General features: G+C 60.4%; 33 protein-coding genes. 15 read left to right on the top strand and 18 right to left on the bottom strand.

What is annotated here, in order from left to right; translation table 11 throughout:
* Positions 1-45 precede the first annotated feature (45 nt).
* Positions 46-270 carry a YgdI/YgdR family lipoprotein gene (locus tag QRN36_RS15640; RefSeq protein ID WP_093459074.1) on the bottom strand — a complete coding sequence of 75 codons (225 nt, stop codon included), beginning with the start codon at positions 268-270 and terminating at the stop codon, positions 46-48.
* A gap of 247 nt (positions 271-517) precedes the next feature.
* Between QRN36_RS15640 and QRN36_RS15645 the strand changes: the two genes are divergently transcribed.
* Together QRN36_RS15645 and QRN36_RS15650 are read left to right on the top strand one after the other, a co-directional pair.
* Positions 518-718, top strand: coding sequence for a DUF1654 domain-containing protein (locus tag QRN36_RS15645; protein ID WP_093459075.1), 201 nt, complete (start codon positions 518-520; stop codon positions 716-718).
* 87 nt (positions 719-805) lie between these two features.
* Positions 806-1,876, top strand: coding sequence for an endonuclease/exonuclease/phosphatase family protein (locus QRN36_RS15650; RefSeq protein WP_285424884.1), 1,071 nt, complete (start codon positions 806-808; stop codon positions 1,874-1,876).
* A gap of 75 nt (positions 1,877-1,951) precedes the next feature.
* Here the strand turns inward: QRN36_RS15650 and QRN36_RS15655 are convergent, their stop codons facing one another.
* A complete protein-coding gene (locus tag QRN36_RS15655) occupies positions 1,952-2,281 on the bottom strand; it encodes a hypothetical protein (RefSeq protein ID WP_285424885.1) in 330 nt (109 codons plus the stop codon).
* Between the two features lie 479 nt (positions 2,282-2,760).
* Between QRN36_RS15655 and QRN36_RS15660 the strand changes: the two genes are divergently transcribed.
* Both QRN36_RS15660 and QRN36_RS15665 read left to right on the top strand, forming a co-directional pair.
* Positions 2,761-2,985 (top strand): DUF6555 family protein, encoded by a 225-nt coding sequence (locus QRN36_RS15660; protein WP_285424886.1) that lies wholly within the window; start codon positions 2,761-2,763, stop codon positions 2,983-2,985.
* An 83-nt stretch (positions 2,986-3,068) separates the two neighbouring features.
* Positions 3,069-3,323, top strand: a complete 255-nt coding sequence (locus QRN36_RS15665; RefSeq protein WP_285424887.1) for a hypothetical protein — start codon at positions 3,069-3,071, stop codon at positions 3,321-3,323.
* A 201-nt stretch (positions 3,324-3,524) separates the two neighbouring features.
* Here QRN36_RS15665 and map read toward each other — a convergent pair whose 3' ends face one another.
* The 3 genes from map to QRN36_RS15680 form a co-directional block, all read right to left on the bottom strand.
* Positions 3,525-4,310, bottom strand: a complete 786-nt coding sequence (gene map, locus QRN36_RS15670) for a type I methionyl aminopeptidase (protein ID WP_373568755.1) — start codon at positions 4,308-4,310, stop codon at positions 3,525-3,527.
* Positions 4,307-4,561 (bottom strand): ParD-like family protein, encoded by a 255-nt coding sequence (locus QRN36_RS15675; RefSeq protein WP_285424971.1) that lies wholly within the window; start codon positions 4,559-4,561, stop codon positions 4,307-4,309. The genes map and QRN36_RS15675 overlap by 4 nt, the downstream gene beginning before the upstream one ends.
* 73 nt (positions 4,562-4,634) lie before the next feature.
* Entirely contained in the window at positions 4,635-4,985 is a 351-nt protein-coding gene (locus tag QRN36_RS15680) for a helix-turn-helix domain-containing protein (RefSeq protein WP_285424888.1), read from the bottom strand.
* Positions 4,986-5,176: 191 nt separating this feature from the next.
* Between QRN36_RS15680 and QRN36_RS15685 the strand changes: the two genes are divergently transcribed.
* The gene (locus QRN36_RS15685; RefSeq protein WP_285424889.1) at positions 5,177-5,329 is read left to right on the top strand and encodes a hypothetical protein; all 153 of its coding nucleotides are present in this window, start codon (positions 5,177-5,179) and stop codon (positions 5,327-5,329) included.
* A gap of 49 nt (positions 5,330-5,378) precedes the next feature.
* On the opposite strand, the gene QRN36_RS15690 is transcribed toward QRN36_RS15685, so the two are convergent.
* A complete protein-coding gene (locus QRN36_RS15690; protein ID WP_285424890.1) occupies positions 5,379-5,591 on the bottom strand; it encodes a hypothetical protein in 213 nt (70 codons plus the stop codon).
* A 229-nt stretch (positions 5,592-5,820) separates the two neighbouring features.
* Here QRN36_RS15690 and QRN36_RS15695 point away from each other — a divergent pair, with 229 nt between their 5' ends.
* Positions 5,821-6,018: a hypothetical protein gene (locus QRN36_RS15695; RefSeq protein ID WP_285424891.1), complete on the top strand. Its 198-nt coding sequence runs from the start codon at positions 5,821-5,823 to the stop codon at positions 6,016-6,018.
* Here the strand turns inward: QRN36_RS15695 and QRN36_RS15700 are convergent.
* The 4 genes from QRN36_RS15700 to QRN36_RS15715 all read right to left on the bottom strand — a co-directional run bounded on the left by QRN36_RS15700 (position 6,015) and on the right by QRN36_RS15715 (position 8,429).
* On the bottom strand, positions 6,015-7,046 hold the full coding sequence (locus QRN36_RS15700; protein ID WP_285424892.1) for an Ldh family oxidoreductase: 1,032 nt from the start codon (positions 7,044-7,046) through the stop codon (positions 6,015-6,017). The two genes, QRN36_RS15695 and QRN36_RS15700, sit on opposite strands and share 4 nt — an antisense overlap.
* A gap of 243 nt (positions 7,047-7,289) precedes the next feature.
* Positions 7,290-7,718, bottom strand: coding sequence for a GNAT family N-acetyltransferase (locus QRN36_RS15705; protein WP_285424893.1), 429 nt, complete (start codon positions 7,716-7,718; stop codon positions 7,290-7,292).
* 116 nt (positions 7,719-7,834) lie between these two features.
* The gene (locus QRN36_RS15710) at positions 7,835-8,101 is read right to left on the bottom strand and encodes a PepSY domain-containing protein (RefSeq protein WP_285424894.1); all 267 of its coding nucleotides are present in this window, start codon (positions 8,099-8,101) and stop codon (positions 7,835-7,837) included.
* A 139-nt stretch (positions 8,102-8,240) separates the two neighbouring features.
* The gene (locus QRN36_RS15715; protein ID WP_093459087.1) at positions 8,241-8,429 is read right to left on the bottom strand and encodes a hypothetical protein; all 189 of its coding nucleotides are present in this window, start codon (positions 8,427-8,429) and stop codon (positions 8,241-8,243) included.
* A 255-nt stretch (positions 8,430-8,684) separates the two neighbouring features.
* Between QRN36_RS15715 and QRN36_RS15720 the strand changes: the two genes are divergently transcribed.
* Positions 8,685-10,502, top strand: coding sequence for a monovalent cation:proton antiporter-2 (CPA2) family protein (locus QRN36_RS15720; protein WP_285424896.1), 1,818 nt, complete (start codon positions 8,685-8,687; stop codon positions 10,500-10,502).
* Positions 10,503-10,516: 14 nt separating this feature from the next.
* On the opposite strand, the gene QRN36_RS15725 is transcribed toward QRN36_RS15720, so the two are convergent.
* Positions 10,517-11,422 carry a LysR family transcriptional regulator gene (locus tag QRN36_RS15725; RefSeq protein ID WP_285424897.1) on the bottom strand — a complete coding sequence of 302 codons (906 nt, stop codon included), beginning with the start codon at positions 11,420-11,422 and terminating at the stop codon, positions 10,517-10,519.
* Positions 11,423-11,534: 112 nt separating this feature from the next.
* Here QRN36_RS15725 and QRN36_RS15730 point away from each other — a divergent pair, with 112 nt between their 5' ends.
* A complete protein-coding gene (locus QRN36_RS15730) occupies positions 11,535-12,401 on the top strand; it encodes an NmrA family NAD(P)-binding protein (protein ID WP_285424898.1) in 867 nt (288 codons plus the stop codon).
* A gap of 6 nt (positions 12,402-12,407) precedes the next feature.
* On the opposite strand, the gene QRN36_RS15735 is transcribed toward QRN36_RS15730, so the two are convergent.
* The 3 genes from QRN36_RS15735 to moaB form a co-directional block, all read right to left on the bottom strand.
* A complete protein-coding gene (locus tag QRN36_RS15735; protein WP_285424899.1) occupies positions 12,408-13,334 on the bottom strand; it encodes a glycosyltransferase family 2 protein in 927 nt (308 codons plus the stop codon).
* Between the two features lie 91 nt (positions 13,335-13,425).
* On the bottom strand, positions 13,426-14,640 hold the full coding sequence (glp, locus tag QRN36_RS15740) for a gephyrin-like molybdotransferase Glp (protein WP_285424900.1): 1,215 nt from the start codon (positions 14,638-14,640) through the stop codon (positions 13,426-13,428).
* A gap of 6 nt (positions 14,641-14,646) precedes the next feature.
* Positions 14,647-15,186, bottom strand: a complete 540-nt coding sequence (gene moaB / locus QRN36_RS15745) for a molybdenum cofactor biosynthesis protein B (RefSeq protein WP_093459092.1) — start codon at positions 15,184-15,186, stop codon at positions 14,647-14,649.
* Between the two features lie 78 nt (positions 15,187-15,264).
* Here moaB and mobA point away from each other — a divergent pair, with 78 nt between their 5' ends.
* Both mobA and QRN36_RS15755 read left to right on the top strand, forming a co-directional pair.
* Positions 15,265-15,858 carry a molybdenum cofactor guanylyltransferase MobA gene (gene mobA, locus QRN36_RS15750; RefSeq protein WP_285424901.1) on the top strand — a complete coding sequence of 198 codons (594 nt, stop codon included), beginning with the start codon at positions 15,265-15,267 and terminating at the stop codon, positions 15,856-15,858.
* Positions 15,859-15,947: 89 nt separating this feature from the next.
* Positions 15,948-16,172: a YgdI/YgdR family lipoprotein gene (locus tag QRN36_RS15755; RefSeq protein WP_093459094.1), complete on the top strand. Its 225-nt coding sequence runs from the start codon at positions 15,948-15,950 to the stop codon at positions 16,170-16,172.
* A 62-nt stretch (positions 16,173-16,234) separates the two neighbouring features.
* Here the strand turns inward: QRN36_RS15755 and QRN36_RS15760 are convergent, their stop codons facing one another.
* The gene (locus QRN36_RS15760) at positions 16,235-17,125 is read right to left on the bottom strand and encodes a pseudouridine synthase (RefSeq protein WP_285424902.1); all 891 of its coding nucleotides are present in this window, start codon (positions 17,123-17,125) and stop codon (positions 16,235-16,237) included.
* Between QRN36_RS15760 and QRN36_RS15765 the strand changes: the two genes are divergently transcribed.
* Positions 17,124-17,333, top strand: coding sequence for a hypothetical protein (locus tag QRN36_RS15765; RefSeq protein ID WP_285424903.1), 210 nt, complete (start codon positions 17,124-17,126; stop codon positions 17,331-17,333). The two genes, QRN36_RS15760 and QRN36_RS15765, sit on opposite strands and share 2 nt — an antisense overlap.
* A 256-nt stretch (positions 17,334-17,589) precedes the next feature.
* Complete coding sequence (locus QRN36_RS15770) at positions 17,590-17,856, top strand: hypothetical protein (protein WP_093459096.1); 267 nt, start codon at positions 17,590-17,592, stop codon at positions 17,854-17,856.
* 39 nt (positions 17,857-17,895) lie between these two features.
* Here QRN36_RS15770 and QRN36_RS15775 read toward each other — a convergent pair whose 3' ends face one another.
* The 3 genes from QRN36_RS15775 to QRN36_RS15785 all read right to left on the bottom strand — a co-directional run bounded on the left by QRN36_RS15775 (position 17,896) and on the right by QRN36_RS15785 (position 20,624).
* Positions 17,896-18,138: a glutaredoxin family protein gene (locus QRN36_RS15775; protein ID WP_285424904.1), complete on the bottom strand. Its 243-nt coding sequence runs from the start codon at positions 18,136-18,138 to the stop codon at positions 17,896-17,898.
* Positions 18,139-18,183: 45 nt separating this feature from the next.
* On the bottom strand, positions 18,184-19,269 hold the full coding sequence (locus tag QRN36_RS15780) for an acyltransferase (protein WP_285424905.1): 1,086 nt from the start codon (positions 19,267-19,269) through the stop codon (positions 18,184-18,186).
* A 146-nt stretch (positions 19,270-19,415) separates the two neighbouring features.
* The gene (locus tag QRN36_RS15785) at positions 19,416-20,624 is read right to left on the bottom strand and encodes an ammonium transporter (protein ID WP_285424906.1); all 1,209 of its coding nucleotides are present in this window, start codon (positions 20,622-20,624) and stop codon (positions 19,416-19,418) included.
* A gap of 355 nt (positions 20,625-20,979) precedes the next feature.
* Here QRN36_RS15785 and QRN36_RS15790 point away from each other — a divergent pair, with 355 nt between their 5' ends.
* The 3 genes from QRN36_RS15790 to QRN36_RS15800 are packed head-to-tail and all read left to right on the top strand — an operon-like array spanning position 20,980 to position 22,024.
* Positions 20,980-21,294, top strand: a complete 315-nt coding sequence (locus QRN36_RS15790; protein WP_093459100.1) for a YqjD family protein — start codon at positions 20,980-20,982, stop codon at positions 21,292-21,294.
* A gap of 5 nt (positions 21,295-21,299) precedes the next feature.
* Complete coding sequence (locus tag QRN36_RS15795) at positions 21,300-21,686, top strand: phage holin family protein (protein WP_285424907.1); 387 nt, start codon at positions 21,300-21,302, stop codon at positions 21,684-21,686.
* Complete coding sequence (locus QRN36_RS15800) at positions 21,683-22,024, top strand: hypothetical protein (RefSeq protein WP_285424908.1); 342 nt, start codon at positions 21,683-21,685, stop codon at positions 22,022-22,024. The genes QRN36_RS15795 and QRN36_RS15800 overlap by 4 nt, the downstream gene beginning before the upstream one ends.
* The last annotated feature ends 107 nt before the right edge of the window (positions 22,025-22,131 follow it).

A 22,131-nucleotide genomic window follows, 5' to 3' on the forward strand; every position in this document is an offset into this window, starting at 1 on the left:
ACAAAAAAAGGGCCTGACCGGTAATGCCTGATCAGGCCGCGTGCATCACTCTTCTTCTTTCACCGTGGCCACTTCGTCGGCACGTACCTTCACGGTTTTGCCGCTGATGTCCTCGAATTCGTAAAAGCCATCCTTGCTCTTAGTCTTCGGCGCATCCTTGGTCACATACTGCGTACCGTTCTGCAGCGTCACGACCGTTGCGGTCGAGCATCCCGCCAACAATGCACAGCAGACAAACGCCACCGGCAGTCCCACCCCTTTGATGTTCATGCGCACTCCTGAGTTTTCCGTTGATTGCGAACCGTTCCGCCAACAAGTGATCAGATCGGTCCGTCCGATAATGGTTCGCTGCACAGATAATGGTGGGACAAATCAACGACTTGGCTATCATCTGGTTTTTGTCTGATCCAGTGTTGCGAAACGTCCCACAGTGAAATACTGTATGCACATACAGCAACAATAAGGGATCACGCTCGTGTCAGACCATGCCGCTTCCACGCCTGACCATTACCAACGTATGGGCATCCGCATTCAGAAAATCATCAACTCTCCCACTGCGCAGAGAGCACGCTCTGCGCTGATCTTCCGATTGGCCGATGAGCTGGAGGACGACTGGAATCAGTTGCTGGAGGAAATCGACGAGAACGACAACGTCACCCTCGCGTGGCGAGATGACGGCGGTGTCCAGGTGTTCTGGACCGTACCGCGAGAAGACTGAATACACCTGCGCTGATCGGCCGCTGATAGGAAGGCCGGCCTTCAGCGCAGCGCCTGCCTCTAACCCGATCTCCGTAGTTGGAAAACAATGCTCAGATTTTTCGTTTCGATCCTGCTTGCCCTTTCTTTCCTGCAAAACGCCTGCGCCGACGTCACCATCGGCACCTGGAATCTGGAACACCTCAGCGTACGACCCAACAAGGATTTCCAAAGCATCGCCAAAGTGGCGCAGAAGGCCGACTTCCTCGCCGTTCAGGAATTGATGAGCGAAGAGGCACTGCAGGCCCTTGCCAAAGAGCTGGGCAAACAAACCGGGAAACACTGGAGCGCGATGGCGTCCCACGCGGTCGGTCGATCTTCCTACAAGGAGATGTATGGATTCGTCTGGCGAGACGATGTCGTAGCTTATGAAGACGGCGCCGTCACCTACCTGGACCGCAACGACACCTTCGAGCGCGAGCCCTACTCGGCGCGGTTCAGATCGCTCAAGGATGGCAGTACTTTCGTGGTAGCGACCGTGCACATCCTGTACGGCAAGAGTCAGTCCGATCGGGCATCGGAAATCATTGCCCTGTCCAGCTACTGGAACTGGCTCAAGGAGACCTATGCCGGCAACTCGCAGATCATGTTGATGGGTGACTTCAATACGCCGCCCAACGCGCCTGCATGGAACAACCTCGACGCCAGCGCCCGGCCGCTGGTGCTCGAAGGCGCCAGCACGCTGTCGGCGACCGACGGAAAATTCGCCAATCTCTACGACAACATCTTCGTCAGCAAAACCACGGCGATCCGCGTCAACAGCGTGAAAGTGTTCGATTATCCGCAGTTCCTGGGCCTCACCCATGCCAAGGGTCGCGACAGCGTATCGGACCACGCGCCGATTTTCCTCAGCGCACACTTGGGCGGTGGCAGCGGCGCGGCAGCTGCATCGACCGTGGCGACACAAGCCCGGCCCGGCGTGGCGAACCCGATGAAACCGGCAGCCTCGACCGAAGCCACCCACCTGGCTTCGGCCATCCGCGGCAACCGCAAGACCCTGGTTTATCACCGACCTGACTGCCCGTCGTACAACGCCGTGGCCGAGAAGAACCGGGTTGAGTTCAACAGCGCAGCCGCCGCCGAGGCTCAGCACTATCGGCTGGCCGGAAATTGCCATTGAGAGCGGCCTGACGCGCTCTGCTCGTCACCCTAAGAGGCGGCTGCGAGACAGCCGCCGTTGCGTGAACAGGCCCGACTATTTACGGGCCAGATCGTGCTGGATGCAGCCGTCGTAGTAGGTCTGCTTGACGGCAGCCGGCTTGAGCCTGGACGGGCTCTTATACGTCTGTTCAGTGATGCCCACCGCCATCTTGCGCATCCAGGGCTGGGAGAACTTTCGCGTCTGCAGCTTTTTACGTGCGCTGTTCAGCGTGGTCCCGGACAATTTGGATTGCTGCGCCGCCCCTGCCATTCCCGCGCCCCATTTACACACCTGCAGGTCGTTCTTGCTGATGTCTCTGGCCTGAGCAGGCATCGCCAACGCTGCAAGCAACGATGCTGTCAGGATCACACCCACTCTACGCATACACCCTCGTCCCAAAATCGCTTGAAAAAAGACAGGATTTTTCCAGAAATCGTCATGCAGGCGGGCCATCAATTTGCCTTTTTTTCCACTTACGGCTGTACATTTCAAACCACTGCCATGATCGCGACAAATCCAGCGTTTAAACACCCAAAAGGGTGACCTGTCAGGTCGAAATAAAAATCCGCGAAGCGCTCTCCATCCAAACAGATACAGGTTAACACCGCCCATCGGCAGGGGATTCAAAATGCCATCTAAGGTGTGTAATTCTCCCCCGGTCAGTCGCTTTGCAGCCCTCGCAGACGACTTTTCTCAGGCAGAGAACGTTTCTCGATCCGAGGCCTTGAAGTATCGCCAAGCCTGTATCGATCTCGAAATGAAGTGACAGCAGCGCCGATGCATGCGGCGATCAGGCTGTCAGGTACATAAAGGAAGTACTCAATTTCAGAGCGGCGCTCAGCACGCCACACGGGCCTACGACGATGAATGACTCTAAGGATTTTGAAATTCATTACCAGTTTCAAGGCGAACCGCGACATTTCTCGCATCAGGCCAGCCATCTCTGTGAAAGCCAGGCCCTGCATTTCGCGACATTGCACGCGGGCGTGGGCACGCTGGACGGGAACATCTGTGCAGGGCCCGTAAGGCTTGCGATGTTGTATGCCGAAGGCCTTGGCGTGACCAAGGTGCAATGGAAACGCACCTGAGCGGACGAAAGACCAAACAAACCGCATATCGAGTGGTCGGAATTTACAAGCAGCGCTCATCAAACCAGCAAAGCGAGGAAACCATGACCATAGATAACGCGCTCAAAAAGGAAGTCCTGACCCGATTGCTGCATGCCCACCCGACAGGTCTGGGCAAAGAGGTATTGGATAACTACCGAGGGGAAAACGCCGTTGCCGACACGCTTGAGCATTTGCAACAGGCCGGTCTGATTCATGACGGCAGCGTTGACAGCCCCGCCAAAGGCGAGCGCCTCTTGAAGTATCCGATCAAGCTGAGCTCTGCCGGCGTCGAGGCGGCCAAACAGCTCCAGTCCTGAATTCCATCCACAAAAAAACCGGCCCAGGCCGGTTTTTTAATGTCTTCAGCAATGTGCTGGTGTTCTCCCCAAGTGCTGCTGATCTGATCATCCTTGAGCCGGTCAGGTAGCAGCACTACAGGGGAACGGGAAGAAGACTACAAGCTAAGCGGAACCTTCGTCATCTCGACAATTGTGACTTAATTAGTCCGCGTACCGATGCTACACCGCCGGGTAATCGCCCGTGCCATCCGGCCAGGGCGTGAGCAGCTCGAAGCCGCTGTCGGTCACCGCAACCATGTGCTCCCACTGCGCCGACAGCGACTGATCGCGCGTCAGAACAGTCCAGCCATCTTCCAGCACGTGGGTGCCCGGTTTGCCAGCGTTGATCATCGGCTCGATGGTGAACACCATACCGGTCTTGAGCCTCAGGCCTTTGCCAGCGGCGCCGTAGTGCAGCACTTGCGGCTCCTCGTGATACTTGCGGCCGATGCCATGCCCACAGTACTCGCGCACGACGCTGAAGCCTTCGCGGTAGGCGACGGTCTGAATGGCGTTGCCGATATCCCCCAACGTAGCGCCAGGCTTGACAGCGTGAATGCCTGCCAGCGTTGCTTCGTAGGTGGTTTCCACCAGGCGCCGGGCCAGCGGGCTGACCTCTCCCACGTAATACATGCGGCTGGTGTCGCCGTACCAGCCATCCTTGATGACCGCCACATCGATATTGACGATGTCGCCTTCCTTGAGGATGTCGTCAGGCGACGGAATACCATGGCACACCACGGTGTTCGGCGAAATGCAGGTGGTCTTGGTGAATCCGTGATAACCGACGTTGGCCGGGATGACCTTGAGCTCATTGACGATGTAGTCATTGCAAATGTCATCCAGCGCCTCGGTACTGATGCCGGGCTTGACGTGGGGTGCGATCATCGCCAGAACGTCGGCCGCCAGCCGCCCCGCTATCCGCAGCCCGACCAGATCGGCTTCACTCTTTATGCTGATGCTCATTGGCAGACCGCTCCGACTTGAGACTCGACCGGGACCAGGTCGCTGGACTGCAGACTCAGGACCGCGCCGCCTGACGTCTCGGCCCGGATCAGTAACTGACAGATTTCGCTGTAGTTCAACCCGGGGTTCAGCTCGGCGAGCATGCCGACTCGCATCCAGTGCTCCGCTTGAGCGTTGATGGAGCGGCTGAGCGCAGCGCTGGCGCAGCGAATGTTTGCGTGCATCTGTTCTGAAATTTTCACCAGTCCCATGTGCAGACCTCTCGATTGATATACGAATCATATATGTTTCGTATATTCAATCGCAAGCGTCGGTGGGATCGCCCTACGCGGCCGGCCGGCCACCGAATTCGGTCGCACATTCCGACAATGAAGCGGCCAACTGCGATATCGCGTCACGGTCGTTTTCGCTCAGCGCACGGTAGTGAGTGATGATCGCGCGCTCGGCATCGTTCAACGTGTCCGTCGAAATGGGTGTTCGCTTTCCCGAAAGAACATACAGGACATCGACGCCCTTCTTGCCCAGAGCAGCCAGGTAATCGGAACGCGGAATGCGTTCCCCACTCTCGTACTTGCCTTGCGCGTTGGCTTCCACGCCACCGATAGCGCCAAACTCCTGTTGCGACAGCCCGAGGCTCTTACGCTCTTCCTTCAAGCGTGAACCGAGATCTTTCATAAACGTGCGCCTCGACGTTGACTATGTCTAAAGCAAGACCCCATTGGTCTGAGGGAGTTGCGCTGAACTCGACGTTTGTTCAAGCTTCCGGTTTCTCGGCCTCAGGAAATGCGGCATACGGCCGATGGATTCGGATGGAGAGCGTGCCATTTCAAATGGCACCCCGATTTCTGCAGTTCGGAGAACCAGACGTGATGACATTCTTGATGGGTTGGTGCGCCTTATCGGCAGTGGGCACCTTGATTGCGCTCAGCCTGATCCGCGCCGGCAAACGGCGTCAGCCTGAAGCCGATCAGATCGCGCAGCCCCAGGTCGTCGTTGCAACGACGCGATACAAGCGCTGAATCACCCTCGTTTACCCACCATAGGCCTGCAGCAGAGAAATGACAGGATTCATTTCCCCGCCAGATGCGCGTGGTCGGCCGATTGACCGACTGGATCCGGAACAAACGCCATGTCGTGTGCAAAAGCATTGAACTGACGCAGGCCGGCGGCCAGGGCGAGAAAATCCTCGCGTTGCATCTCGTTACCCCAGACGCTGCTGAAAGTCGGCTCGGCCGAAGGCGTGGAAAATGCGGTGGCGCTAGTGGCTTGATGAATAGACATGTTCGATCCTCGTTCGCTGAATACTGTTTAAACATACAGTATTTTCAACGCTCTCCAAACGCAAGCCTCGATTCGACGAGTGGTCGTGTCCGCCTGACGCCGTCGCACCCTCGTGCAGCATCAGGCAAGAAGCGAACAGTATCCGAATAACGCCTCCCACTAGCGCGGACTTAGTCTGCAACGGTCGATCGAGCGCCTCGTTGCGCTCCCTTCAAGGAGAGGCACGACCATGAAAACCATTATCGCGTTGTTCATTACCCTGATGCTGGCCGCCGTGAGCGCAACCGCGCTGGCAATGCCCTGCGGCCAGGTCACCCGATCTTCTACCGAAGCGCTGGACAGCCAGCACCTGATGCGCCTTCACGTTGCCGAGCAAACGCCCGGCGCGCTCAAGCGGCCTGGGAAACTCCACACGTTCGACAGTTAGGCGCTGGCCAGCTCGCGCAAACGGCTCAGGTCATCAGTCTTCAAGACGATGCCCTGTGCAAGCGACTGCTCGCGCTGACGGTATCGACGATCGCCCGGCAAGCGCTGCTGCCCTGCGTCGTGCATCTGCCGGATCAATGCTTCACTGCGCGCGGCGAAGGCCTGGCCACTGCCCTTGTCCGGGTCAATCACGATGATGGTCTGCCCGGTCCAGGGGGTCTGCGCCCCAGGCTTGCTGGACATGTCGAATTCATAAGAAAAGTTGCCGCCGGTCAGTGCCGCGCAGAGCAGCTCGACCATCATTGACAGCGCCGAGCCCTTGTAACCGCCGAAGGGCAACAGCGCGCCCCCGTCGAGAATGGCCTTGGGATCCTGGGTCGGCTGGCCGGCCCGGTCCACGCCCATTCCGGGTGGCAGCATGTGCCCCTCTCTGGCGGCGATTTGTACGTCGCCGTGGGCGATGGCGCTGGTTGCCATGTCGAACACGATCGGCTCGCCCTGCGCACGGGGCGCCGCGAAGGCGATCGGGTTGGTGCCGAAAAGAGGTTTTTGCGCGTCGTGAGGGACGACGCAAGTCATGCTGTTCACCACGCTCAACGCCACCAGTCCTTGCTGCGCGAAAGGCTCCACATCGGGCCACAGTGCCGCGAAGTGGTGCGAGTTGCGAATCGCCAGAATGGCAATCCCGGCGCTGCGGGCCTTCTCGATCAGCAGCGCCTTGGCCGCCTGCATGGCGGGCTGAGCAAAGCCCCCGGCTGCATCGACCCGCACGAACCCGGCGCCGACATCTTCGACGATCGGCACCGCCTGGCCGTCGACCCAGCCAGCGGCCAGCGACGACAGGTAACCCTTGATGCGGAAGATCCCGTGGCTGTGCGAGCCGTCACGCTCGGCACTGGCGCAGTTCTCGGCAAGCACCGCCGCCACTTCGGCGCGAGTGCCGTGGCGCAGGAAAATCTGCGTCAGCAGCTCGGTCAGCGCGGCGAAGGAAATCGTCTGCGTGTCGTGGTTATCGTGCGGTGAAGACATCTGAAGCTCCGGTGTGATTATTGGAAGTGGAAGCCGAACAGAACGTGAACAAAGCGTCGGGAGAGTACTGCGCACGGCCGGGCAGGTAAACTGCGCGGCGGGTTCGCAATGACGGGGTTAGCAGCAGGTCGATCGTCTGTCGGGCTCGCACACGCCTGCACCTGCAAGCGGCAGGCCAGCATCTGGTCCGGCCCGCGCTCGAGGCGTCACTGCGCCGTCACCGGGAAGCAGCGAGGGCGCCGCCTACGGCACCAGACGTTTCTGAAAGAACAGGCGCTGATGGCCCGGCGGATAATCGTTCAATTGGCCGAACGCCTGATAACCGAGCTTGCGGTAGAACGCCGGGGCCTGAAAATCGAAGGTGTCCAGCCAGACGCCGATGCAATCGCGTTCCCGCGCGAAGTTTTCCGCCAGTTCCATCAGTTCGCTGCCCGTGCGCTGCCCGCGTGCCTGTTCCGGCACCACCAGCAGCTCGATGAACAGCCAGCGGTAGAGAATGCGCCCGTGCAGCCCGCCAATCACGGCATCGGTGTGTTCATCGCGGACGAAGAACGCGAACTTTTCCGACTTGCCGTCGCCGGCCTTGGCCGCGTTATAGGCCCTGAGCGGCTCGAGGATTTCCAGACGTTCGTCTTCGCTTGGGTTGCTTTTGAATTCGATCCGCACACTCATGTGCTGCTTCCTGCTGCAGTGGGTTGGCCGGCAAGCGTGTCGGATAAGAACGGGGGAGTAAAGCGGGGGAAAAGCAGTACGGGAGCACCGGACGGCGCTCCCGCAGAGGGGCGTGATCAGTCTTTCTGGTCACGCAGGACGTTGCCAGAGGTGCCATCGATGCGGAACTCGTAAGTCACACTGTCAGCCTTGCGCCCTTCGCCTTCCCAATAGCCATTGTCGTCGGCTTCGATTTTGTAGATTTCGGTGTAACCCGCCGCCTTGGCTTTTTCGATCGCTTTTTCGATGGTGATCCAGCCTGCGCCAGGCTTGTCCGCCAAAGCGAACTGGGCAGTGGTCAGAGCGGCAGTGGCGAGGACGGCAGCGGTAAGTTTCTTGATCATTTTTGAACTCCATTTCCCGTTAAGGGCTTTCTTGAATGCGACGTTTTGGAGTTCGGCCGGCAAAAAATAGTTCAGACCCGCTTGTGTAACCGGGTACGTCGCTGCGCAGGTTTCACCGCACCTCGGCACCCGGGGGGCCTCAGTGCTTGACCTTGCGGCGCAGCACTCCATTGAGCACCACGACGATCACGGCCACGAAGATGGCGATGTACTGAAAAGTCTTTTCGCTCAGCACGCCGATGGTCTGCAGATGCGACAGGCCGAGCATGATGACCAGCACGCTCAGGGCGATGATGATCGAATAAACGAGACGCTGTTTGTTGGTCATGGCGAAGTTCCTGAATCCGGTCGAGATCATTTGCGCGTTACAAATGCGGCCCTATGTTACGCGCTCCTGCAGCGACTGGCACGCCGCTGCATCGTCACGGCCTGCGGCGAAGCGTCTCGGTCGCTGATTCCTGTCACTTCGACGTGGTTTAATACGCGCACTTAATCAATAGCATGTGTGTGATCAGGTCTGTAGGACGCATCCGTTTAACGTGCGGGTTTTGTCTGCAGCGCCTCACCCAGAAAGGAGTCCCCAATGCCCCATGAAGGCAGCCTGTTACAGGCCGCAGTCGTGTTTCTGCTCGCCGCCGTCATCACCGTCCCCCTCGCCAAACGCCTGCAACTGGGGGCCGTGATCGGTTACCTGATTGCAGGCGTGGTCATCGGTCCGTCCGGCCTCGGTTTGATCGGTAACCCGGAAAGTGTCGCGCACATCTCTGAATTGGGCGTGGTGTTGCTGCTGTTCATCATCGGCCTGGAGCTGTCGCCCAAACGTCTGTGGGTCATGCGCAAATCGGTCTTCGGTGTCGGCCTTGCGCAAGTGCTGCTGACCGGCGTCGTGATCGGCGCGGTCGCCCTGCTCGCCTTCCATCAACCGCTGAACAGCGCCGTGGTGCTGGGCCTGGGTCTGGCGCTGTCATCGACCGCGTTCGGCCTGCAAAGTCTGGCCGAGCGCAAAGAGCTGAACGCACCTCACGGCCGCCTGGCGTTCGCCATTCTGCTGTTCCAGGACATCGCTGCCATCCCGCTGATTGCGCTGGTGCCGATGCTGGCAGGCGGCGCTCACGATGCCAACTCCGGTGATTCGTTGCGTCATGGCCTGCAAGTGCTCGGCGGCATTGCAGTGGTCGTGGTGGGCGGACGTTACCTGCTGCGTCCGGTGTTCCGCATCGTTGCCAAGACCAAGTTGCAGGAAGTGTCGACCGCGACGGCCTTGCTGGTGGTGATCGGCACGGCCTGGCTGATGGATCTGGTCGGTGTGTCCATGGCGCTGGGGGCGTTTCTCGCCGGGCTGCTATTGGCTGATTCGGAATACCGGCATGAACTGGAATCGCAGATCGAACCGTTCAAGGGCCTGCTGCTCGGGCTGTTCTTCATCAGCGTCGGCATGGGCGCCAATGTTGGTTTGCTGATCAGCTCGCCGATCACCGTACTGGGCCTGACCGTGATGCTGATCGCGCTGAAATTTCCGCTGTTGTACCTGGTCGGGCGCGCCGCCGGCGGCCTCACCGGCCAGAGCGCGTTGCGCCTGGGCCTGGTCTTGGCGGCGGGCGGTGAGTTCGCGTTCGTGGTGTTCAATATCGGCCGCGATCAGGGACTGTTCGACGCCAGCCTGTACGACACGCTGGTGCTGACGATCACATTGTCGATGGCGCTCACGCCGCTGCTGTTGTTGGTGCTCTCGCGCTGGCTGAAGCCTAAGCCAGTGGTCAAGGAAGTGCCCGAGGAATACCGCGAGATCGACTCTGACAACCCTCGCGTGGTGATCGCCGGCATGGGCCGGATGGGTCAGATCGTTGCGCGTATCCTGCGGGCGCAGAAGATTCCCTTCATCGCACTGGACACGTCGGTGGAAACCATCGAGTTCACGCGCAGCTTCGGCAACGTGCCAGTGTTCTACGGTGACCCGCTGCGCCCGGAAATCCTGCGTGCCGCCAAAGTCGATCAGGCCGAATATTTCGTCATCGCCACAGACGATCCGGACATCAACATCAAGACCGCCGAGTTGGTACGCAAGCTGTATCCGCACCTGAAGATCATCGCCCGGGCGCGTAACCGCCAGCACGTTCACCGGCTGCTGGATCTGGACGCTCAGGCGGTGCGGGAAACCTTCTATTCCAGCCTTGAGATGACTCGCCGCACGCTGATCGGCCTGGGCCTGACCGAGGCGCAGGCGGCCGCGCGGATCGAGCGCTTCAAGCGTCATGACGAACAGGTGCTCAACCGTCAGCACCTGATCTACGACGATGCGGCCAAGGTGATGCAAAGTGCGCTGGAGGCTCGCACCGAACTGGCCGAACTGTTCGAATCCGACCGCATGGACGAGCAGGCCGAAGAAGCCGCACGGAGCTGATCGGCGCCCTGCCCTCAGCGGCTGAGGGCGACGACGAACTCCAGAAACGCCCGCACCTTGGCGGGCGGCAAGTGCCGCGACGGGTACAGCGCATACAGCGCGAAGTGCTCGTCCGGCCAGTCGGGGAACAGCTCGATCAGGCGCCCTTCGGCGATCGCCGATTCCACCCCCAACGCCAACACCTGCGCCACCGCCTGCCCTTGCTCGCAGACGCGGTGCAGGGTGGCGACGTCGTTGACCATCAGACGCCCACGCCTGTTCAGAATCAATCGCTCCTTGGCGCGGTGGAATTCCCACACGAACGGTCGCCCGGTCTGTGGATCACGAAAATCCACGCACACATGGGCCGGGCTTTCGAGATCGGTGGGATGACCGGGCCGGCCGTGCTTTTTCAGGTATGTCGGAGATGCCACAGTCAGCACGCGGGTTTTGAGCAACTGTCGGCCGATCAGCGACGAGGACGGCGGCTCGCCAAAGCGCACGGCAAGGTCCACGCCGTCGGCCACCAGGTCACCCAGTTGCTCGCGGGTGATCAGGTCCAGCTCCAGCTCCGGGTAGGTGGCCATGAAATCACCCAGCGCGGGCGCCAGAATGAGCCGTGAAAAATAAGGGTCGACGTTCACCCGCAAGCGTCCGCGCACTGCGCTGGCGCTGCCAGACGCCAATGAGGCCGCCTCCTCCAGCCCGGCCAGCAACGGCGCGATCTCTTCGTAGAGTCGACGGCCCTCATCGGTCAGCTTGACCGAGCGCGTCGTGCGGTCGAACAGGCGGATACCGAGCCGTCCCTCCAGCCTCGCAATCGCCCGACTGACACCGGATTGAGTCATGTCCAGCACCTCGGCGGCCTTGACGAAGCTGCCGGTATCGACCACTGCCGAGAGCACACCCATGCCGCTGGCCAAACGTCCGTCAAATCCCATTGATGACTCCAGATCATTTATTCAATGCCGTCCATGCTATCGGAGAATCGGCCAGACAAGTGCACGCTGTGTGCCACGGCGACGCAAGGTCGCCCTCGCAGAGGAAACAGTCATGTACACCATCATGGGCGTCACAGGGCAAGTGGGCAGCGAAGTTGCGCGGCAATTGCTGAGCGCGGGCCAACCCGTTCGCGCCGTGGTCCGCAGCGCTGAAAAGGCCCGGCAGTGGGCGGACATGGGTTGCGACATCGCGATCGCCGACGTGGACGACGTCTCGTCCTTGACCGATGCCTTCCAGAACAGCGCAGCGGCGTTCGTGCTGCTGCCGCCCAATTTCTCGCCGTCGGAGGGGTTTGCGGAAACGCGGCGGATGATTGCCAACCTTCATGCAGCGCTGAGCGTCTCGCGGCCTGGCCAGATCGTGTGCATCTCAACCATAGGTGCCCAGGCCACGCAACCCAATCTGCTCAATCAATTGCAGCTGCTGGAGCAGAGCCTGAGCACGCTGTCGCTGCCGGTAACCTTCCTGCGTCCGGGCTGGTTCATGGAAAACTGCCTGTGGGACATCGAACCTGCCGTGCGCACTGGCGTGATCCCCAGCTTTCTGCAACCACTGGACAGGGCCGTGCCGATGATTGCTACGGCGGACGTAGGCCATGTCGCTGCGCAGTTGCTGCAAGAACACTGGGTGGGCAAACGCATCGTCGAGCTCGAAAGCCAGACGCCTGTGTCACCTGACCAGATCGCCGCGACTTTCACCGAGTTGCTCGGCAAACCGGTGACGACGCAAGCCGTGCCGCGAGACCAATGGCAGGCGCTGTTCGTGTCTCAGGGCATGAGTAACCCGCTGCCGCGCATGCAGATGCTGGACGGTTTCAATGAAGGCTGGATTCGCTTTGAAGGCGTGCCGCGCAAGGGCCGCGTAGGGCTGAAAAGCGTGCTCCAGGCACTGCTGGCGCGGCAGGACCTGGATCGGTGAATGCAGTCAAGCGTGTTCGCTGTCCCAGAAGCGCTTGTACATGCCCAGCTTGCGCTTCAGGGGTCGTGACAGGCGGGCCTCCTCCTTGCCCAGCTTGAAGGCCAGCAACTTGAGGCCGTTGCGCAGGAATGACGACGGCCACAGGTACCAGCGCCGCGCGCCGAGAAAATCCAGCTCCGACTTCACGTAACGAAAGCCCTCGCCTCTCGCACCGCCGAAATGGGCGTGAATCCAGGATTCGCGGGCCTGAAAAACACCGATGTCGAAATACCGACGAAACTCTTCGCGCAGCGTGTAATTGTGCGAATGGCGACAGACCGCCGAACCCTGATACGCCACCTTCCAGTGCGACAGCAGCATCTTGGCCGCCACGTACATGTCTTCGGAGAGGATAACGTGGGGCGGAAACCCGCCCACCGCACGCAATGCATCGCGCCGATAGGCCGCGAAGGAGTTGGACATGAAGGGTGTCTTGATACCCAGCTCCGGGACATCGGCCAGGGTTTTGACGCGCGACACCGGCGGGTAGTTGAACCAGCGCGCATGACTGGCCAGAACCGTGGCGTCCAGATGCGGCAGTTGCCGGCCGCACGCCGCGCCCACCAGCGGATCGTCGAATGGCTCGACGATGTTCTCGATGGCGCGCGGGTCTTCCAGATAAGCGTCCTGGGTCAGGTAGACGAAGACGTCATAGCGAGGATGCGTCTCGGCCATCATTTGCCGGGTGCCGCCGTGATTGAACTGCTTGCCGTCGATGCGAATGACATCGGCACAGCGCGCCTGGGCGAGTTCAAAGGTGCCATCCGATGAGCTGGAGTCCACGATGAGCGTGTCGAACTCGGCGGTCTGCACCGCCAGGGAATCGAGCAGACGCTCGAGTTCGCGGCGGCCGTTATAAGTGGGAATCACACAGGCAATGCGCAAGGACTGCATAACAATACTCCGGGGCAGATGCTCGACGCCCATTTGTCACGACACGCGTTTGAGGGTAGTTCACATTGGCACAGTTGGATCCAGCCGCTTGTCAGCCAAGCACCTCACTCAAAGGAATGAAATTGAGCAGGTCGCCCTGCGCAACCGTCGTGCCCTCGACGACCTCAATGAACCCGTCCGCCCACGCAGCACTGCGCAGGACGCCGGAACTCTGATTGCGATAAGCGACCAGTCGACCCTGTTCCAGGCGCCCGCGCAGATATTCACGGCGATTGCCCGGCTTGTCCCAGGCGAAACCGGCCGGCACCTTGAATTGCAGCGGTTTGACCTGGCGCACGCCCAACCGGCGCAGCAGGTAAGGCCGCGCCAGCAGCGCGAAGGTCACCAGCGTCGAAGCCGGATTACCGGGCAGGCCGATCACCGGAACGCCCTGGAAATGGCCGAATGTCAGCGGCTTGCCCGGCTTGATCGCCAGTTTCCAGAGGGAGATTTCGCCTTCTTCGCGTAACGCATGACCCAGGAAATCCGCCTCTCCGACCGAAACGCCTCCGGTGGAGAGAATCAGGTCGACAGCGTTCAGTGCGCCCAGCGCCGCGCGAGTCTTGCCCAGTTCGTCGGGAAGAATGCCCGCATCCACCACCTCGCAGCCCAGACGTTCAAGCCAGCTGCACAGCAACACCCGATTGCTGTTGTAGATCTGCCCCGGGCCCAGAGGCTGGCCGGGCTCGATCAACTCATCGCCGGTGGAGAGCACCGCGACGCGTGCGCGGCGCACCACCTGCAATTGGCCGAAACCCATCGTCGCGGCAAGGCCCAGTTCGATCGGACCCAGCAGGGTGCCTGCTTCCAGAACCTTGTCGCCGACGGTTGTTTCCTGCCCCTTGGGGCGAATGTTCTGACCGACATTCAGCGGCTCGATAAAACGCACGCGATCATCGCTCTGCACCTCGGCGTTTTCTTGCATCTCCACGCAGTCAGCGCCGTCGGGCACTGGCGCGCCGGTAAAAATCCTGGCGCACGTGCCCGGCAGCAGAGGCTCGGGCGCCTGTCCGGCGAAAATCCGCTGGCTGACCGGCAGCGGCTCGCCGGTCCAGTCCGCCGCGCGCAAGGCATACCCATCCATCGCGCTGTTCGGCCACGGCGGCAGATCGAGGGTCGAGATCAGATCATCAGCGAGAATCCGGCCCTGCGCCTGGGCCAGCGAGACGCTTTCACGCTCGCGGATCGGCGCCCCTTCGGCCAGGCGCATCAGCCGCTCCATGGCCTCTTCAACCGGCATCAGGCCGGGCATGTCAGGTTTGGTCATCGAGCATCACCCACGGGTCGCGCACGGCTCGGCTTTCTTCAGATGCGGCACGAAATTGCAGGGGCGGAAACTGTTGTTCAACTGGTCGGCCAGAATGCCATCCCAACCGGTCCGCACCGCATTGGTCGAGCCCGGCAGGCAGCAGACCAGCGTGCCATTGGCAAGGCCCGCCAGCGCGCGAGACTGGATGGTGGAGCTGCCGATGTCCGGCACGGAAATCTGCCGGAACAGCTCGCCAAAACCGTCCACTTGCTTGTCCAGCAGGCAGGCCACGGCTTCTGGCGTGCTGTCACGGCCGGTAAAGCCGGTGCCGCCGGTGATCAACACGACCTGAACCTGATCGTCGGCAATCCAGGTCGCGACCTGAGCGCGAATCTTGTACAGGTCGTCCTTGAGCAGCACGCGCTCGATCAACCCGTGACCGGCAGCGGTCAGGCGGTCGACGAACATCTGCCCGGACGTATCGGTTTCGAACGTGCGGGTATCGCTGACCGTCAAAACGGCAATATTCAAAGGTACGAAAGGTGTGTCTGCCTTGGCGTTCATCGGCTAGGTCCGGTTGTAGAGGAAACAGTGCGGTGTTATATCACAGCACCCCTTTTTTTCGCGCTGACCGAGTTCGTCATGACCCCTTTCGATGCCCTTGCTCCCTGTTCGATACTGCTGCTGGCCGGAGGTCAGGGACAACGCATGGGCGGGCTCGACAAGGGACTGATTCAGTGGCGCGGGGCGCCATTGATCGAGCACCTGCATCGCCTGGTGCGGCCGTTGACCGACGACCTGATCATCTCCTGCAATCGCAATCGCGAGCAGTACGCGGCGTTTGCCGATCAACTGGTGCAGGACGATGAGGCCGGTTTTCCGGGGCCGTATGCGGGCATTCGTGCAGGGCTTGCCGCTGCCCGTCATGCCTTTCTGCTGGTCATGCCGTGCGACACGCCGATGCTCGACCGTGCGCTGTTGGAAGGGTTGCTGCGTACAGCCATCGCCCACCCGACAAAACCGGTGATGGTGCGTCAGGGCGAGCAATGGGAGCCGCTGCTGTGCTGCATCCCGGTCAGTCACGTGGAGGTGTTCGAACGTCACTGGCAACAAGGCCAGCGCAGCCCGAGGCGGACCATGGCTGAACTGGGCGCGGTGGCGCTGCAGTGCGACGCCGGGGACCCTCGACTGGCGAACCTCAACACGCCGCAATTACTGACACAGATCACACCCTGACCGGCTCGGGCATGTTTCATGGAACTTTGCTGACGCGGCTTACGTCAGAAACATCACTACACAAAGAATCATCTCTTGGAGACACAGTAATGAAACAACGGACTATTCCTGCCGCCTTCCTGCTCGCATTGAGCCTCGCCGGTCTTGCTGGCTGCTCGTCGCCCACTGTGATCACCTTGAACGATGGCCGTGAAATTCAGGCGACCGACGCGCCTAAATACGATGAAGAATCCGGCTTCTATGAGTTCAAGCAACTGGACGGTAAAGAAACCCGTATCAACAAGGATCAGGTTCGTACCGTCAAAGAGCTGTGATTCCAGCTTGAAAAAAGACCCGCCATCGTGCGGGTCTTTTTTTGCCTGCGTTCCGAGCCGTGTCACCAGTCAAGGGTGATCCGGCTCTCGAAAACCCGCGCCTCGCCATTTACCGGATCGACGAAGCGCAACCCTTGGGCCAGCAGTTTGAGGGGGTTTGCGTAATCATCCACGGCGTCCTTGATCACGTCCGGGTAGAACGGGTCGTTGCAGATCCCTGCCCCCAACGCTGCCATGTGCACGCGCAACTGATGCTTTTTCCCGGTGACCGGAAACAGGCTGTAGCGCCACAGATCGCCATTGCGCTCGGCGACCTCGACGCGAGTTTCGGTGTTGCTCTGGCCTTGCCCTTCCTGCATGCGAAAAAACGGCTCGCCCTCCACCAGCCGGCTTTTGTGCACCCGAGGGAATGTCAGGTGCGGCAACGCTTTTGCGATCGCCTCGTAGCGCTTTTCAATCTGGCGCGTGGGAAACAGCGACTGATACGCCGAGCGGGTCTGCTTGTTGGCGGAAAACAACACCAGCCCTGCGGTGTGCCGGTCAATGCGGTGCAAAGGAACCAGATCGGGGTTGTCCAGCGTGCGGATCAATCGCCGCAGCAGGGTCTGTTCGACGTATTCGCCAGCGGGCGTCACCGGCAGAAAATGCGGTTTGTCCGCCACCACCAGATGCTCATCGGCGTAGAGAATCGTCTCCTGCACAGGGATGGCTGTCTCGTTGGGCACTTCGCGAAAATAGTGGATGCGCAAGCCTTCCCGGTAGGCCAGCTCCGCCGAAATCGGCTGACCATCGCCGTCCAGCACCCTGCCCCGCGCAATACGGTCCTGCCACTGCGCACGGCTGATGGCGCTGAAACGCTCGCACAGGCAATCGAGGACGGTTTGCCAAGGCCCAGGCGGCAAGTACAACGTGCTGGCCTGGCTGTTGGCGGCGTTGAAAACGGGTTCGGACATGGAAGGCTCGAGCAAAAAGGCGGACGTGACGAAGCCGGCATTATCGCTCGACCGGGTCTTGATGCGCGAGCGGCCATGCTTTCGCCCAAGGCCGAAGGCTCTGTTGCAGGGCTTTGCGCGCCGCGCGACGTTATGTCGCAGCAAGAAACAGCACCAGTCATCAGACAACTACATGACAGCAGTGGATGGGCAAAATGATTTGTTCTAAAATGTTGCTAAATCGGCAAGCAGGCGCGAAACCGAGCGAGTCACGGCGATGATCGTGATCGAAACCGAAAACGCCTGCCAGACCTGAAATCATAAAAAGAAAGCCCGTCCTAGACGGGCTTTTTTCGTTTTCAGCGTTTGTTCGGCGCAGTCACTGCGCGAACGCCGGAGTTCATACGTCGGCACTGAAGGCTCGCCACCGCACCGGTCTTCCACTGCCCACGACAGATTTTGTATTTCAACTTTGAGGTTACGCCATGCTGGTTCAACTGTTTCAATGGATCAAACGTCTCTCCACCGGCACCCCTGCCGAAAATGACGAAAACTACTCCCAATCGTTCTCCAACGAAGACAGCGATGTCGGTCGCTGGACCTTCATGTCGGTGTTCATCATCTTCACCCTGAGCCTGTATATCGTGGCCGGCCTTGGCTACTACGCCAAAGTGCACGTCTGGGACGGCATGAGCGATGCACAGAAAGAAGCGGTGGCCAAGGCAATGGTCGTCGACACTCAGTACCTCTGAGCCCCGTTTCACGTCTCGCTTTTCACTCGCCCGCAGGCTTCAGCTCCGGGCGAGAAACACCACCACCTGCCCGGCGTCGAATGGCCAGTCCAGCTCGGCGCCGGTGTCGGTGCGCCGCAACACCGGAATTCGCAGCCCGTATGTTTCGTTGAGCGACTCACTCTCGGCGATGTCGACCAGTTCCACCAACAGGCCGTGCTCTACCAGCGGCATCAATTCGGCTTCGGCCACTTCACACAAATGACAACCCAGGGTTCCGAACAGTTGGCATTCCGGCGGCATGGCGTGACCCTCTGAGCGCAGAGTTTCAAGGGATGGACCGCCATTTTAGGCCCGCCCCGAAATACCGTCGAGCCTGAAGCGCCGTCTGGAAAAGTCGTTGGAGCGGTCCAGCACCGGTTTCTCGAAGCAGCGATAGCCGACCCATCCGTAACACAGCACCGCGACCATCATCACGGAGGCGAACAAGGCATTGTCAAGCAGGCTGTCGGGCCTGACGCCGATGAGCAGCCAGACCCGCCCGATGACCCCGAGCACCAGTAAGTGCGACAGGTAAACGGTGTAGGACATGTCCCCCACCGCAACCAGAAACGCGGGTATCCGCACGTGCCGCCTGCGCTCGAGCAACGCCAGCGAGAATACCAATGTCCCGAACACCAGGCTGACCGCGAACATGCGCAGCATCCCCTGGTCGTCGAACAGCCGGTAATAGCCGATCAAGCCGATCCCGGGCAGCAGGGCGACGGCCAGCGCGGCGCTGACGGCGGAGGTGGGAATGCGTGCACTGTGAGGGCCGTAGAACAGCAACGCCAAGGCGACGCCGGCAATGAACTCCAGCGCATAGGGATGCAGCATGATTTTCAGCGCGGAATTGTAGTCCTGCCAGTTTTCGACGCTGTTGAACGCCACCAGGATCAGCGCCCACGCGCTCAAAAACAGCGGCAACCAGCGCTCGCGAAAGCCCATCAGCACCGTGAACACCAGATAGAACCACAGCTCGAACAGCAACGACCACGCGACGATCACCAGCAGCACTTTGTCATTGGGCAGCAACAGGAACGACATCAGCACATTGGAAGCGCCGTGGCTGCTGTTGACCATTCCCGGCATCGCCAAAGCCGCCGCGAGGGTGATGAAGAAGTACAGCCAGTACGTGGGATAAATCCGCGAGACACGATTGAAAAGAAACCGTTTGGACTCGGACAGCTTCTGAAAGCGCCCGCGACTGACGATGACCATCACGAAACCGCTGATGATGAAGAACAGGTCGACGCCCAGTTGAAAGAAATCCAGCAGCGGCGGCAACAGAATGTCACCGCCGGAATATTTGTGCTCCACCGCCGTCATGTGGAACAGCACGACACCCAATACCGCCACGCCCCTCAAGCCCTGCAGGGAATAAATGCGCTCCATCGACCGCTCCTACTGCTGACCGACGCCCGATGGGCTCGACAAAATCAAGGATGATGCCCGCGTCGTCGGTCTGGCTGCCGAAAACACCCGGGCCAGACTCACCGCCCGCACGCGGGGTAAGCATAGCCAAGCACGGGCGCTGCGTCTCAGTCGTGACTGACCGCGCCGATTTTGTGGATCGACAGGTCCGCGCCGTAATATTCCTGCTCCTGCGTCAGACGCAGACCCAAGCACCGCTTGATGACGCCGTATACCAGAAAACCGCCAGCCAGCGCGATCACCACGCCCAGAGCGCTGCCGATCAACTGGCTGGCAAGGCTCACGCCGCCGATGCCGCCCAGTGCGGACTGACCAAAAATGCCACAGGCGATCCCGCCCCACACACCGCACAGCCCGTGCAATGGCCACACGCCCAGGACGTCGTCGAGTTTCCAGCGCACCTGCGCCGCTGTGAAGCTCCATACAAACAGCGCGCCGGCAATGATCCCCGTCGCCAGTGCGCCCACCGGATGCATGAGGTCAGACCCGGCGCACACTGCGACCAGCCCGGCCAGGGGCCCGTTGTGCAGGAAGCCTGGATCGTTGCGACCGACGATCAACGCCGCCACCGTGCCGCCCACCATCGCCAGCAACGAGTTGACCGCTACCAGCCCGCTGACGCCATCCAGTGTCTGGGCGCTCATCACGTTAAAGCCGAACCAGCCGACGATGAGAATCCACGATCCCAGCGCCAGAAACGGAATGCTCGACGGCGGATAGGCCACCAGCCTGCCGTCGCGATAACGACCGTGGCGCGCGCCCAGCAGCGTCACTGCGGCCAGCGCCAGCCAGCCGCCCATCGCGTGCACGACCACCGAACCGGCGAAGTCGTGGAAGCCAGCGCCGAAGTGCTCCTTGAGCCAGGCTTGCAGGCCAAAGTTGCCGTTCCAGACCATTCCCTCGAAGAACGGATACACGAACGCCACGATGAGCACGGTTGCGCACAGCTGCGGTGCGAAGCGGGCACGCTCGGCAATGCCGCCCGAGATAATGGCCGGGATCGCGGCGGCGAAGGTCAGCAGGAAGAAGAACTTCACCAGCCCGTAACCGTGGTCGTTTGCCAGCACCGCCGCGGGCTGCAGAAAACTGATGCCGTAGGAGATCCAGTAACCGATGAAGAAGTACGCCAGCGTCGACACGGCGAAATCACTGAGAATTTTCGACAGTGCATTGACCTGATTCTTTTGCCGCACGGTGCCGACTTCCAGGAAAGCGAAGCCAGCGTGCATGGCCAGTACCATGACTGCGCCGATCAAAATGAACAGGGTGTTGGAACCGTGGACCAGCGTGTCCACGGCGTTTTGCAAATTTTCCATCGAGGGGCAGGCCTGCAAATGAGGAAACGCTATCCCGACAGTGCCACTTAAGCGTCCTTCGCTCAATTGCACCAATTGAAGGCACAGGACAATCCTGACGACCCGAATTGGCGCGCGAATCAAGACCAAAAGCGTCATTGCCGGGCACTTTTCCCGGTTTTATAGAGTGAGATCCAGGTTTCGGCGCATTCGCCGTGATGTGCGCTCTGCGTTGGAGCGCGCGGCCTTCCTGGCGCACCACTTCAAAGCAAAAGCTGTACCAGTGCCGGCGCGGCAATGTTGAGGCGATTGGAATGAACCTTCAGGAATGAGCCATACTCGAAACCCCATATCGTCACCCCCAACGGAGAACACCATGGCTCGCCCAACAGCAGAAAAAGCCCAGGACATTTTGATGGCAGACTTCCAGACTCTGGTTACCGACACGGAAAAGCTGCTGGCGCACACCGCTTCTCTGGCCGGCGAACAGGCCGATGAACTGCGCGATCAGATCCAGGAAAGTCTGCTGCGCGCCCGCGAAACCCTGAAAGTGACGGAAGAAACCCTGCGCCTGCGCGGCAAGGAAGCGGTCGTCGCCACCGAAGAATATGTACAAAGCAACCCATGGCAGTCGGTCGGGATCGCCGCCGGCGTCGGCTTTCTGCTGGGTCTGCTGGCCACGCGGCGCTGACGGTCATGACGTCGCAGACAGGTCCATCCGGGACCGATAACACGTCATCGCCGCGTCGACTTGGCGCGGCTTTCCTGGGACTGCTGCACAGTCACATCGAACTGTTCGGCATCGAATTGCAGGAGCAAAAAGCCCGGACGGTGAGCTTGTTGCTGTTCGCCGGACTCGCGCTGGTGTTCGCGCTGTTGCTGCTCATCGGCCTGTCCGCGCTGCTATTGATTCTGGTGTGGGACAGCTATCGCCTGACCGGCATCATTGGTCTGTGCGCGTTCTATACGCTGGCGGCGCTGTTCTGCGCGCTGCGACTCAAAGCGGCCATATTCGATGAGTCTTCACCCTTCCACTCGACGCTGGAAGAACTGGCCAACGACCGCGAGCGACTGATGCCATGAGTGTGCCCGAACTGCCTCAGACCCATAACCGTCGCGAGTTGCGCAAGGCGCTGATCCGCCTGCGCATGGAAATGCATCGCCAGGAAATCCGTCACGAGTCGGCGCAGCTCATGCGCCCTCTGCACCGCATGCGCGGAATGGCCACCGATCTGCCCGGATCGCTGGGCATCAAGCACGCTCCGTTGTGGGGAGTCGGCGCGGTTTCACTGCTGGGTTTTCTCACCGGCAAAGGCGCGCGCAGCAAGCGGACGGGTAGCGTGACACGGCTGATCAAACTCAGCGCCAGCCTGTTGCCTATCATCAGAATGGTGGTGCAGGGATCCCAACGCCGTCCCTGAGATGGCCATCTGGCTGCATTCTTGCAACAAATCGTAACCGCGCTCGCTCCCAATGGTTCACATTGGGCCGGCGCGGTTTTTTCTGCCTGCACGATAATGCCAATTAC

The organism is Pseudomonas sp. efr-133-TYG-103a (assembly GCF_030209235.1).
In the GTDB taxonomy this organism is placed as follows: Bacteria; Pseudomonadota; Gammaproteobacteria; order Pseudomonadales; family Pseudomonadaceae; genus Aquipseudomonas.